At 53.0% G+C, this 12335-nt stretch carries 10 protein-coding genes; 4 read left to right on the plus strand and 6 right to left on the minus strand.

What is annotated here, in order from left to right:
- Positions 1-114 precede the first annotated feature (114 nt).
- Genes ACTS3T_RS22735 through ACTS3T_RS22745 form a run of 3 tightly spaced genes read right to left on the minus strand, consistent with a single transcriptional unit; the run spans position 115 to position 3703 of the window.
- The gene (locus ACTS3T_RS22735; protein ID WP_377960774.1) at positions 115-1428 is read right to left on the minus strand and encodes a DNA double-strand break repair nuclease NurA; all 1314 of its coding nucleotides are present in this window, start codon (positions 1426-1428) and stop codon (positions 115-117) included.
- Between the two features lie 31 nt (positions 1429-1459).
- A complete protein-coding gene (locus ACTS3T_RS22740) occupies positions 1460-2257 on the minus strand; it encodes an HAD family hydrolase (RefSeq protein ID WP_377960772.1) in 798 nt (265 codons plus the stop codon).
- 24 nt (positions 2258-2281) lie between these two features.
- On the minus strand, positions 2282-3703 hold the full coding sequence (locus ACTS3T_RS22745; RefSeq protein WP_377960770.1) for a sensor histidine kinase: 1422 nt from the start codon (positions 3701-3703) through the stop codon (positions 2282-2284).
- A gap of 579 nt (positions 3704-4282) precedes the next feature.
- Here ACTS3T_RS22745 and ACTS3T_RS22750 point away from each other — a divergent pair.
- Entirely contained in the window at positions 4283-5155 is an 873-nt protein-coding gene (locus ACTS3T_RS22750) for a phosphatidate cytidylyltransferase (RefSeq protein ID WP_377960767.1), read from the plus strand.
- 14 nt (positions 5156-5169) lie between these two features.
- On the opposite strand, the gene ACTS3T_RS22755 is transcribed toward ACTS3T_RS22750, so the two are convergent.
- Positions 5170-6081, minus strand: coding sequence for an LmeA family phospholipid-binding protein (locus ACTS3T_RS22755; protein ID WP_462935797.1), 912 nt, complete (start codon positions 6079-6081; stop codon positions 5170-5172).
- 299 nt (positions 6082-6380) lie between these two features.
- Here ACTS3T_RS22755 and ACTS3T_RS22760 point away from each other — a divergent pair, with 299 nt between their 5' ends.
- The 3 genes from ACTS3T_RS22760 to ACTS3T_RS22770 all read left to right on the plus strand — a co-directional run bounded on the left by ACTS3T_RS22760 (position 6381) and on the right by ACTS3T_RS22770 (position 8842).
- Entirely contained in the window at positions 6381-7778 is a 1398-nt protein-coding gene (locus ACTS3T_RS22760) for a DUF4912 domain-containing protein (protein WP_377960762.1), read from the plus strand.
- 115 nt (positions 7779-7893) lie between these two features.
- Positions 7894-8460, plus strand: a complete 567-nt coding sequence (locus tag ACTS3T_RS22765; RefSeq protein WP_377960760.1) for a hypothetical protein — start codon at positions 7894-7896, stop codon at positions 8458-8460.
- Positions 8461-8467: 7 nt separating this feature from the next.
- A complete protein-coding gene (locus tag ACTS3T_RS22770; RefSeq protein WP_377960758.1) occupies positions 8468-8842 on the plus strand; it encodes a DUF2358 domain-containing protein in 375 nt (124 codons plus the stop codon).
- A gap of 24 nt (positions 8843-8866) precedes the next feature.
- Here ACTS3T_RS22770 and ACTS3T_RS22775 read toward each other — a convergent pair whose 3' ends face one another.
- Both ACTS3T_RS22775 and ACTS3T_RS22780 read right to left on the minus strand, forming a co-directional pair.
- Positions 8867-10447 (minus strand): ArnT family glycosyltransferase, encoded by a 1581-nt coding sequence (locus tag ACTS3T_RS22775; RefSeq protein WP_462935798.1) that lies wholly within the window; start codon positions 10445-10447, stop codon positions 8867-8869.
- Positions 10448-10671: 224 nt separating this feature from the next.
- Positions 10672-12330: a glycoside hydrolase family 3 N-terminal domain-containing protein gene (locus tag ACTS3T_RS22780; protein ID WP_462935799.1), complete on the minus strand. Its 1659-nt coding sequence runs from the start codon at positions 12328-12330 to the stop codon at positions 10672-10674.
- Positions 12331-12335: the final 5 nt, after the last annotated feature.

Here is a 12335-nt window from a genome sequence, read left to right on the forward strand (position 1 = left end):
CACCGATTGAAAAACGGCTGCGATCTGACTACACCCTGAACTCAGACGTTTCCCCTCATTTTAGTGTGCCGATGTCAAGTTTTTATCCTTTAACCGGGTGACCCCTGGTTGAGCTTATGCAATGCTGCCGCGCTTGCGGGCTTCTTTGTAAGAAGTACCGACATTGCGCAGTCCGGCGCGAATCATTTGCTGCTCTAATAAGGCGAAAAATCGAGCGCGATCGCCGCCACGCACTACCGCCTGGTTATGGGCTTCGGCCAGCGCCACCGGATAGCCATAGCCTTTTTGCACTTGCGCCAGGGTAATACTTAAGGCGGCTGTTAACAAAGCGGCATCTTCAGCGACCCAGCGCGGCATTTCTACGCGTGCCACCTCTGCCCCCACATGCAGGTAGCAAAAGTAAATTGTATGGTGCCCGTACTCAGACAAAATTTCTGCCGCACTTCGCCAAAGCGGGCTACGCTGCCCTGGCTGTAGCAGGGTAGACCAGAGTGCCACATCCCGCAACGGCTCAAACACTTGGCAGGGCGGCTGATCGCGTCTGTCTGCACAATGACTGAGGCAGTTGGGTTCTGCATACGGGCAGCTTTCCAGTTTTAGAAAGTTTAGCCCTTCACCACTGCGAGACGCACTCAAATAACCGACTAAGGGAATGCGAGCCTGATAGAGCTGCTCCCAGGCTGCCAAAATTGGCTGCAAAATGCGATCGCGGGCTGCGGCTGGCAACGGCTCTAAAAACCAATAGATTAAAGAACCATCTACCATGGCCAACTGCGGTATGGCTGCGGCTGACTGAGCCGTGGGGGGCAAAAAACTAAGCTGCTGACCCGGCGTTTCGGGGTGAGTTTGGGCTGCTTGAACGTCAGTTTTGGCTTCGGGGTTGCCTGGTTGGGGGCGATCGCCGCTGGCCGCTACTTCTGCTTTTTTTAAAGACTGCGCCAACTCTGCCAACACCACTGCCTCGGCAACTGTGCGGCGGTAGCCCATCCACTCTTCGGTACTGATGCCCCACTGGCGCGAAACCTGCAAGTCTTCTGAGCGATAAATGACTTCTGGCAGGCTGTCTAAGAGCGGGTGACGCCCCTGGCCGTAGTGCAAACCAATGCGACCCACGTTAATTAAGTAGCAGTAGGCGATCTCATGGTGGCTAGGGGCAATTTGTGAACCGTCTGTCGCGATGACGCTGTGAGCGCTGGCGGCTAATGGCACAGGGCTACGGGTGGCCAACGGTTCAACTGGCGTAGCTGTGGTAAAGGTCATGCGATCGCGCCACTGCTCTAACTGAGCCACGCGGTCGGCTTGGTGCGGCTGAACCTGCTGCAAAAGCTGGGTTGCCTTGGCAATCCGCAAGTGAGCGGCGGTGGCTTCCCGGCTGAGGTGTTCGCTAATGCCCTGCATCTGCTGGGCAATTTTCATTAAATCCAACATGGATGAAGGATGACGGTGGCTGAGAGTTGGCTTAGCTTGGCGACAGCCAGATTGAGAACTCTTGTACCAATTGCGATAAGGATAACAGATGTAGGTGCGGATCGCTTTGGGCAATAGCGCGATCGCTGGTGGTGTTGTAACCCCAGTCGGCTAGAAATAACTGCGCTTGCCTTAAATCGGCTACTTGCTGCACCTTTTGCAAGGTTTTGACCCGATCTTCAATAAACCAAATGCCCGCTGCTTGAGGCCGAGTGTGCTGCTCAGCTAGCTGCTTTAGGGTTTGCGCTTTTGGCTGTTTCACCTCTTTGCCAAAAATTTGCCCAGCAGGAAAATCAATTCCTTGTTGTTGCAGTAACTGGGCAATAAACCGCCCTTCTTTGGTGCTGATAATAACCACCGTCATATCAGCCGCCAAACAGTGTTGCAAACGCTCTACAACCCCCGGATAAAAGCGATGCTGCCCTAGCCAATTATCCAAATCACTTTGAATCCACTCATCGCGTACACCATCGACAGCCTGCATAGCAGTATCTGTCTCAAGCTGTGCTTGCTGGATAGTCTTATGCGCCAGCGTCGGCCAGTCTTGCAAAATCGCCTCGGGGGGCACGTCTTGCAGCAGCGCCCTGAGCAAAATAGGCATTTCCCAGCCCGTTTCAATAACAGGTCGCAAAGGATAGAATTGCTCCGCTAGCCCTGCTGGAGGAGTAGCAGGAGCCGCTGGAAAGAGCCGCTGATAAGCCCGCCAAGCCGTTTGAAAATATTCAATGAGGCCGTCACAAATGACCCCATCAAAATCGAAGGCCAAAAGTGAAGGCTGAAGAGGTGCCATAACGTCTCAAAAGGTACTGCTGATCTATTCTGCAGTCTGAGCCTGCCGCTCTACAATCTTAGGCTGGATTGGGGGGGGAGGGATAGGCGGTGTCGTTGAAGTTAGCGGCAGCAAGATTTCAAATTCAGTGCCGTAAGCTCGTTGGGTTTCAGCCGAAAACAAACAAGGCGATCGCAAAATAAGCTGACCCTGGTGACGATTCACCACAATGTCACGGCTGATGGAGAGTCCCAACCCTGTCCCTTGACCGATTGGCTTGGTCGTAAAGAAGTCGTCAAATACCCGCTGTTGTACCGTCTGAGGAATACCGGGGCCATTGTCGGTAATCCGAATTGATACCCACTCTGCCGTCGTCGGGCTGGGTTCAGCATCAACGGGTAAAGCGCACAAATGGGTGGTAAGGGTGATTCTGGGTTCCCAGTCGTGGGGTAAGTTGGGCAGATTTTCGAGTGATTGGGTGTCGAGGCTAGTTTGGCAGGCTTGCAAAGCATCGATCGCATTGCCAATGATGTTCATAAAAACCTGACCCATTTGCCCCACATAGCAATCCACCAACGGCAGTTCACCATACTGTCTGGAAACCTCAATACCGCTTTTTAGCTGATTACTCAAAATCAGCAGGGTATTTTCTAAGCTGACATGGATATCCACTGGCGTTGAGGTTTTTTCATCCATGCGCGACAGCGTACGCAGGCTGTCTACCAAATGCCGTAAGCGATCGGTTCCGGTTTCTAAGCTGCTCAGAATTTTGGGTAAGTCTTCGGCAATAAAGGAAAAATCGTAGTTCTTTTGAAGATGCTGCATTTTTGCGTATCGATCGGCTGCATCTGCGTCCCAAGCGCCAATTAAATCAATCAGCGCCAGACTGTACTCCGATAGATATTTGAGATTATTCCAAATAAAATTAACCGGATTGCGAATTTCGTGGGCTACCCCTGCTAGCAGCCGACCCAAACTGGCTAATCGCTCATTTTGCATGAGTTCAGCCTGGGTTTTTTCTTGTAAAAGCTGGGCAGTCAGGCGATGGATTTCGGCCTGGGCAATCAGCAACTGATGAACATCCAGTAGACGATAGGTTTTAGCATCTAGCTTGACCACCAACGGCTCATAGAGCAACTCGGTACACCGCTGTAGCGCTAAATGGGCTGCTGCCGTTATCAAAATGTCGCCTGAAAGCTGTAACACATCCACGGCGATGAAGTCGTACAGCATGTAAATGGGTCGCCGTAAAAACAGCTCTCTGCCGTAGGCTCGACTCATCGCTTCCAAAAAGCGCCGCCGCGAAATGACACCGTAAAAAGCGCCTGATTCGGTTAAGATAACGCCTGGAATAGCCGTTTCGGCTGCAAAAGTATCGTAGACTATGTAGCCGGGACAACTGGCTTCAACTTGAAAGGTATAAAGCTGTAGCGCTGTCAGGGGCGATTGAAGGTTAAGAGCCCGCATAAAACTATGAGTGTGAGGCTAAGTAGCCATTTGCAAAAAATCTTCAAGGCAGCAAAATACATGCTGGGTAGAGCCGCCCTCAGGGAGCCTGTCACCCGGCACAAGCTCCTAGCCCTATTCTGCTCAAAATAAATCAGCCGCCAGACAAGCTGAAGGCGATCGCGTTTTTAAACAGTTTTAATCAGAAGCCAGACTTTTTAAGCGCGATAAGGAAGATCTGTTTGAACAGAGCAGAGCTTATCAAGCAATTTTGCGATTGGCTTCTCTAGTGGTAGATGCAGAAGCCCTATAGATATTCTTCTATTAGCCTATTAAATTGAGGTTAAAGATCACAAGTTTTTTTGTCATCATGACAAAATCTTTTGCGGCTGTTGTTGCGAGGCAGGTTAAAGGGGAGCCGTCGCTGCCTTCAAGCTTCGCAGAGCATGGCTACCTGCAACTCAATGGCTGAAAATAGCAGTCTTTCAAACGTTTGATAGTCACAAGTCCTGGTATTTTCAGGTAAGTTATGTAGATAACATTTCTCGTTTTGCCTGAGCAGCGATCGCCGAGCCAGTTTTTCTGATTCTATTTATCTGTATGCCGTGGTCTCGAATTATTAGCGGAATTATTGCGATCGCGCTGGCGCTGACCCTAATTGTATTGGGGGGCTGGTATTTCACGGTAGGCTTTGGCATTTTAATCTTCTTGGGGCAGCTAGAGATTTTTCGCCTCGTTCGAGCCAAAGGGATTTTACCGGCTGCCAAAATCACGATGGTCGTCAGCCAGATTTTGCTCATCGCTTCCTATCTGTCGCCGCCGTTAGCCGATGCCCTTTTGCCGTTGGCTGGTACCTTCATCTGCTTTTATCTGCTCTTTCAGCCTAAGTTTGCCACCATTGCGGATGTAGCAGCCTCCATTTTGGGACTGTTTTATGGCGGCTATCTGCCGAGCTTTTGGATTCGTCTGCGCCAGCTAGAAGCAGCCCAGACCAGCAACCTACCGCTGTCGGGTTATTGGCCGACTGACTGGCCGACGTTGCAACAACTGCCTCTAGGACTCAGTGCCACGCTACTAGCGTTTGCCTGCATTTGGGCGGCTGACATTGGCGCTTATGCAATGGGTCGGCTTTTTGGCAAAACGCCGCTGTCTAACATCAGTCCCAAAAAGACGGTGGAAGGGGCAGTGTTTGGTTTGATCGGTAGCATTAGTATCGGTATTTTGGGGGCTTGGCTGTTGCAGTGGCCGCTTTGGAGTTTGGCGGGGACGGCGCTGGGGATGTTGATTGGTATTTCTAGCTTGCTGGGCGATCTAACCGAGTCGCTGATGAAGCGAGACGCGGGGGTGAAAGACTCTGGGCAGCTAATTCCAGGGCACGGTGGCATTTTAGACCGCACAGACAGCTATGTGTTTACAGCACCGCTGGTTTATTACTTTGTGACGCTGCTCGTGCCGCTACTGCCTAAGCTCTAGGCTAATCTGGGGGCTTAGGGCGCAGGTCTGACGTTGACGCGCCCGTGGCAGTTGAGCTGGTTATTTTTCAATTCAAAGTGCTGAATTTCGACATCGGCTCCCAGGTTTACCTGAAACTCGTGCAGTTCGGGTAGAGGAGTGCCGGCGATCGCCTCAGCGTCATCCAGCAGTTGGGGCTGAAGCAAGGTTAAAAGCCTGCCCTGCTGTACCTGTAGCCGGGTGCAAAGAATCAACGGCTGTTGAGCGGTGCGCTCGCGCAGGCTAATGGTCAAAACGTCGCCTTGTAGCTGGCCTGATCCCACCAGTTGCTGAGTCGGTACTTGGGCGATCGCCGCTACCCGCTTTGCAAACAACCCGGAAGCGCGATCGTCGCGGCAAATTTTGATCAGAAAGTTTTGCAGCGCTTCGGCCATAGTTGCAGTTTGCAAACAGGCTTGCAGATCGGCGGCGCTGAGGGTAATACTGCCGCAAATCGGAAAAGGCTCTAGCAGGCGTAGCGCTTTGCCTCGCACAACTTGGCCTAGGTTAATGCGAATATCAGTTGCCGTTAGCTGTACCTGCCCTAATTGCAAACCTCGGTAAACGGCGGTTTGGGCAGACAAGTTGACCTGGGGCACACACCCTTGCAAAAGCTGGCGATCGCGACCGATGATTTGAAACCGCAGATTTTCAGATTGCGCCACCTGAGTCTGTAGCCAAAGCCGTAGCGCTGGCGACAAAACCCGGCTAATTAACCGACTACCCTCTGTTTCAGGTTCTATCTCATCCTGAGTCTCAAGGTTTTCTGCCGGATAATCTGGAATAGAAGCCATTAGTTTTTCTCGGTTTGTCTGCAGGTCAGCGCCATAGCCCTTGGCCGATCTCCAGGCGATCGCCCTGTCAAGCATGACACAAATTGCCCTGACCTCATCACGGGGATGCGGCATGGGTTGCTTGGGATCGCTTGTCATCAAATCCTGACTTTTATCGGGATCACATTGTCAGGGTTTCTTGACAATGTGATCCCGATACCCCCCATTGTCTCGTCAAACCCGCTTCAAAAGGTCGGTTGATCGACTTGATCTGGGGCTGAATTTCTGTAATATAGTTTCACAAATGCGATCCCGAAAGGATTGCAAATATTTGACCGCCTTCTGTTGACCAGTAGGCTTCCGGCGGTGCGCTGGGGATCTGCTGAGTCCGTTCTAAAAGCCTTTTATAGTGAACCCTTAAGGAGATCAGTTTTATGACTCAGGAACGTCCACCGCTAGAAGAAATGACTTTACGTCAACTTCGTAGAGTGGCCAGCGAGTGTGAAGTGTCTCGCTACAGCCGCATGCGTAAAGTTGAGCTAATTGCTGCTATTCAGTCGGTTCAGGCAAAGCGGACGATGTCTGCTCCCGTTCCGATGACAACCGAAGGCCAAGCAGAAGTTGAGGCAGCAAAATTTGACATGGCAACTGAAGAACCTACCCCCGCAGTTTTGGCAACCGTAGATGAAGGTTTGGCCGATTTACCGGCTGGCTATGGCGAAAGCCGCATCGTTCTGATGCCGCGCGATCCGCAGTGGGCCTATACTTACTGGGACATTCCCAACGAGCATAAAGAAGATCTCCGGCGGCAGGGGGGATCACGCTTGGCTTTGCGCTTCTATGACGTCACCAATATGAAGCTGGAAAATCAAAGCCCTCATAGCCTGCAGCAGTATGAGTGCGATGAGCTAGCTAGAGAATGGTATGTGCCTATTCCCGTCAGCGATCGCGACTATATTGCTGAAATTGGTTATGTGTGTGCAGATGGTCGATGGTTGGTGCTAGCGCGTTCAGCGCCCGTTCACGTTCCCCCGGTTTACCCCTCTGACTGGGTGCAAGATCAGTTCATTACCGTCGGCTGGAACGAGGAGCTACGCGGCAAAACATTTGCCACGCTAGTGCCTCCTAGCAAGCGTATGGGTGCCTTAAATGGCAGCGCTCTCCACGATGGCATTTTCGATATGGCCAAGTCGGTTGAGGCGCAGCGGGTAGCGGGTTCGCTATTTGGTTCGATGCAGCATGTGCCCGGTTCCGTTTACGGTTCAATGCAGATGGCTGCTCCTGAGCAAGCGGTTAGCTCTTATGTCTTTCCCTCCGGCGTTGGCATGTGGGCCGGGGCAACTGCTTCGGGCATGGGCATGACCATGTCGGGTGTGGGTCTGGGTATGGGCATGTCTACCGTTGGTATGGGGATGTCGGGCGCAGGCATGTCGGGCGTAGGTATGTCGGGTATGGGTCTGGGGCTGAATATGTCGGGGATTGGCCTCAACATGTCGGGGATTGGCCTGAATATGTCGGGTGTGGGTTTCTCCGCTTCGGCACCGCCGATTCGCCCTCGCCAGTTCTGGTTGATTGCTGATGCAGAGCTAATTGTCTATGGCGCAACCGAGCCAGATGCAACGGTAACCATTGGGGGGCGTCCTATCAAGCTCAATCCTGATGGCACCTTCCGCTTTCAAATGTCGTTCCAAGATGGGATGATTGATTATCCTATTCTGGCGGTGGCCTCAGACGGTGAGCAAACTCGCTCCATCCACATGAAGTTCAACCGCGAAACGCCTGCTCGCAACACCAATACCAAAGCCGAAGCGGTTGAAGAGTGGTTGAGCTAGGCTGTTGTTCGTTTAATTGCTGAGTCGCATCACAACTGATTCAGTGGCCTCCCTTGCGAGGGAGGCTTTTTTCATGGTCATTTTTTAAAATGGCTAAGCCTGATACAGTAAAGCCATGACCCCGGATGAAATTACCCAAGCATTAACCCAGCGCTTTGGCGATCGCGTTCAGATATTGCCACCGGATGCGTGGCAAGTAGAAACTGAAGATTTTCGCTTGTTAGTGTTGCTATCTGAGGATTTAAGCTGGCTGCGGCTGCTGATCCCAATTGCGCCACAGCCCCAGGCCGAGCCTTTTATGGCGCAAATTTTAGCGGCCAACTTTGACGACACCCAAGAAGTCCGCTATGCCTTTTATCAAGCCGTTTTGTGGGGAGTGTTTCAAAGCGATCGCTCAACACTCACACTCGCTAGCTTTCAGGCGGCCATCGAACGTCTGTTAGCCCTCAAAGCAGAAAACCTCGATCGCTTTTTTAACGACTTAATAGACGGCCAAATTCGGCAGATTATTCAAGCCGCCAAGCTGCAAGGCCAAACCCTAGACGAAACGCTGCAAACGCTGCAGCGGTTTTATGCAGAAGGGGTAATGGGTGAACTTTCGATGAGTGCTGATTCGCGCCAAAATACTTTAGCGGCTTGGCAACGTCAGCTAGAGCGTTTGTGGCCAGAAGTGGAGGTTTGACCCTGCTATGGATATTGTCGAGCGGCTCCGCCAAGACTATAGCCAATTTCCTCAAGACCAGAGTTTTGACCTCTACACAGAGCAGGTTTACTTTAAAGACCCGCTCAACCAGTTCAACGGTAAAGCCCGCTATCAAAAAATGATTGGCTTTATTCAGCGCTGGTTTATAGATACTCAAATGGATCTGCACGCCATTGAGCGATCAGGACAAACCATCACCACCCGCTGGACGCTGAACTTCACGGCTCCGGTGCCCTGGAAACCGCGTATTTCAATTCCGGGGCGCAGTGAACTAACGCTAAATGCTGACAACTTAATCAACGCCCATATTGACTATTGGGATTGCTCCCGCTTGAGTGTGGTGCGGCAGTTGTTTGCTTAGCAAACTAGCAAACTACAGATGCGCTCAAAACTGCACCAAATGCCAGCCGCGAAACTCTCCTAGAACCAGGGCGGCTGCAAGCTGATTTTGATACTGAGGATCAACCCAGGCATAGAGACCGGGTGGAATATCAGTCGGCGTGTCAAAGCGCTGGCCTAACGTGGGGGTATAGACCGTCAATAGGACGGCACTCTTTTCGGCTGGCTGGGGTGTCACCAAACTGACAGGATGCTGGGACAAAACAGCCGCGATCGCTGGCGTTTGTAAAGCCATTTTCACTTCTGGGCTATAGTTGCCCCACAGCCCTGTGGCAAACAACAAAGCGATGGCGCTACCGGGGGCGACTAACCAGCTCAGTTGCCAGCCAACACTGGCACGTTGTGGCGGGGGGCGACGGCGATCGCGGTAGGCAATCAAACCCGGTAGCAGCCAGCCTATCCCTACCGCGATCGCCAGCAAGCCATAGGCGGGCAAATTATCAACAGCTGCTAGATGCGGATACCTGATCAGCCCCAATCCAGCCAGGACAACCAAGCCGCCCAAACCCGCCGTGGCGTAGCTAAAAGCCAGCAGCCATTTGCGCCTAGCGGATTGGCCGCCGTAAACTGCCCGCAAGTGGCTGAGGCTGAGCGCCGCTAGCAACGCCACAAAAGGCAGCAGTTGGGCTGGATAATACCAGGTACGCGTTTTAAACAGGGTCAGCTCTAGCAGAAAAACCAGCGGATAACCCAGCCACAGCCAGCGGCGATGCTTGTTTTGGCCTCGTAGCCCCCACCAAACGCCCGGTAAGGCTACCAGCGGCCAGGGAAAGGAATTGGCCGGAATGTTCCAGAAATAATAGAGCGGACCCACCTGGTGAAAATCTTCTTGCGCCAGAAACAGCAGCTTACCAAAAAGCTGCTGTAGGGGTAGCCAGCCATAGCGATCGACGGCTAGCGCCAGCCACACCGCGACTGGTAAAGCCCCTAGCAGTAAGCCTAGATAAAACCCCCCGTTAGACAAATGCCGATGGCGACGCTGCTCTAGCACCAAATAGGGCATCAAAGCCAGCCACGGCAGAAAAATCATAATGCTTTTCACCAAAAAGCCCAAACCGACGGTAGACCCTGCCAGCAGCCCCCACTGCCAGCGATGCCGTGGCGCTGACTCGGCTTGCAGCAAAGCCCAAATACCTACTAGTTCAATGCAGGTTAAAAGGACGTCTTGCATGGTCAACCAGGAAAGCTGCATCCAAACGGGGGTCACCGCTAGAATGGCACCGCCTAGCCAGCCGACTTCGCGACTTATGCAGCGATCGCCAATTTGATAGGTGAGCCAAACGCAAGTCAAACAGGCCAAAGTTGAGGGCAACCGCGCCGCTAATTCGCTGATGCCTAAAACTGAGTAGCTCAAGGCAATCAGCCATTGCAGCCCAATACAGCGATCAAAAATGACCGTATCCCACCACCGCAGCGTCACCCAGTCACCCGTTTCTAAAAACCAGCGGGCTTGCTGAGCGTACCAGCCTTCATCGTGGGGCATGAAGGTTTGAGGTGAGAAGTGGAGCAGGCAAAGACAGCCTGTAAAAGCCAGTAAGCTCAGCGTCGGCAGTGGATCAGCCGTCAAAAACCTTTTGTAGAGAGGGGGCACAACGTTAGCGCAAAGGGAGTTGATGGCAGAATAGCGTTGATCCAGCCAGGTTTAATGCGGATGAGGGGCGATCGCCAATCAATAGCTGCCAGTGAATGGCTAAGCGAGGCAGGCGACTGGCAACCCACAGCCCATCTACCGACTATCAAATTAGCACGTTGCGGCGAATACGTGGTTGGGGGAAGGGTGGCAAGGCTGCCCTAGTCCGTAAAGCGCTGATCCCAGCCTTCGCGCTTAAAGGCTGCTGGCGAGAAAAGAGTTTTCAGCGCGATCGCCTGCGCTGTTTCCATTTGGCCGTAGCTAAAACAGTAGGGAATATCGGCCAATTGCGGCAAAAACGACTTGAAAGCATAAGGGCTACCATAAACCACTAATCCTCGCAGTTGTTGGGCTTGCAGCAGCGCTGTAAACCAGGTATGAGCCAACTGAGCAATTTCAGCGCTGCCGCGAAACGGATTGCCCCGAATAAAGATCTGCAGCAGCGTCGGCAGTGGGGTCGCTACCGCCACGGAGCCGCTATTTTGCGTGTCTAAAATTTGCTGAGAGCAGCCCAGTTGCGCTGGCAGGGCGATCGCCGGAGCAGGGCGCTGCAAAAAGCGACAATTGAGCCAATCGTCAACTAAAATCAAGTTTTGCAGGGGCTGAGTGGGTACCAGACGGGTAGAACTAGCGACCAAAGAGGCTTGGCTAATCTCGCTGGCTAGCTGACGGACGGAGGGTTGACCCAGGTGTTCTAAACGTACGGGCGGCGGCGGAATATGCTCCCAGGCATGTTTAGAGGGGGGGGATGGCTGATAGGCAGCGGCAACTTTGAGCTTGGCTCGCCACAGCCGCTCTAGAGAAGCTTGAATGCGGCTATGGCTGAGCCGACCAGTTTGCACAGCTTCACAAAGCGCCTGAATCACGCCTTCAGCATCGGCTGGCATCAGCAAAATATCGGCTCCGGCTTCGATCGCTAAAACAGCCGCTTCATAGGGGCCATACTGTTGAGTAATGCCGCCCATAATTAAGGCATCGGTGACCACCAGCCCTGAAAAGCCCAGATCTCGCCGCAGGAGGCCACTGAGGAGTGCGGGTGAAAGCGTAGCTGGGTATTGGGCGTCTAAAGCGGGCAGCTTGAGATGAGCCGTCATCACCGCGTCTACGCCAGCGGCGATCGCTGCTTCAAAGGGTGGTAGCTCAACCGCGCAGAGACGTTCAAAGGTGTGCGCTAAAGTGGGCAACGCCAGGTGAGAATCTTGAGCCGTATCGCCATGACCCGGAAAATGCTTAGCCGTGGTAAGAACGCTGTGCCGCTGCGCCCCCCGAATAAAAGCCGTACTGAGCTGGCTGACGACCTGCGACTCTGCCCCAAAAGCCCGGACATTGATCACCGGATTGGCTGGGTTGTTGTTAACATCTACCACTGGCGCTAACAACCAGTTCAGCCCGATGGCTAACGCTTCTTGGGCGATCGCTGCCCCCATGGCCTCAGCATAGGCTAAGGCTTGGGGCAAATCTTGCTGGGCGATCGCCCCTAAAGCCATCGGTGGTACAAACCAGGTACCGCCGCTAAAGCGCTGACCGATGCCCTCTTCAATATCGGCGGCAATGAGCAACGGCAGGCTAGCCCAGGCTTGTAACTGCTGCGATCGCAACCCCACTTCTGCCGCACTGCCGCCCAGCAAAATCACCCCCCCGACGCCCAGTTCTTGCAGACAATAGCGCAGCGTCGCGGCATCGGCTTCCCAAGCCGGATATTCTATTTCGTGGTCAAACAAGTGACCACTGGTACGAATCACCACCAACTGAGCGACTTGCTCAGCCAGGGTCAACTGCTCAAAGCTTGGCAATACCGGGTTAACTGCTGCATTTTCCAACTTTC

Origin of the sequence: Almyronema sp. (assembly GCF_052168255.1) — a bacterium.
Lineage (GTDB): Bacteria > Cyanobacteriota > Cyanobacteriia > Phormidesmidales > Phormidesmidaceae > Sphaerothrix > Sphaerothrix epifaneia.

Excerpts from the sequence above, each read along its gene's own strand:
- ACTS3T_RS22735 (WP_377960774.1), bottom strand. The coding sequence starts at position 1,428 with ATGTTGGATTTAATGAAAATTGCCCAGCAGATGCAGGGCATTAGCGAA.
- ACTS3T_RS22740 (WP_377960772.1), bottom strand. The coding sequence starts at position 2,257 with ATGGCACCTCTTCAGCCTTCACTTTTGGCCTTCGATTTTGATGGGGTC.
- ACTS3T_RS22745 (WP_377960770.1), bottom strand. The coding sequence starts at position 3,703 with ATGCGGGCTCTTAACCTTCAATCGCCCCTGACAGCGCTACAGCTTTAT.
- ACTS3T_RS22750 (WP_377960767.1), top strand. The coding sequence starts at position 4,283 with ATGCCGTGGTCTCGAATTATTAGCGGAATTATTGCGATCGCGCTGGCG.
- ACTS3T_RS22755 (WP_462935797.1), bottom strand. The coding sequence starts at position 6,081 with ATGCCGCATCCCCGTGATGAGGTCAGGGCAATTTGTGTCATGCTTGAC.
- ACTS3T_RS22760 (WP_377960762.1), top strand. The coding sequence starts at position 6,381 with ATGACTCAGGAACGTCCACCGCTAGAAGAAATGACTTTACGTCAACTT.
- ACTS3T_RS22765 (WP_377960760.1), top strand. The coding sequence starts at position 7,894 with ATGACCCCGGATGAAATTACCCAAGCATTAACCCAGCGCTTTGGCGAT.
- ACTS3T_RS22770 (WP_377960758.1), top strand. The coding sequence starts at position 8,468 with ATGGATATTGTCGAGCGGCTCCGCCAAGACTATAGCCAATTTCCTCAA.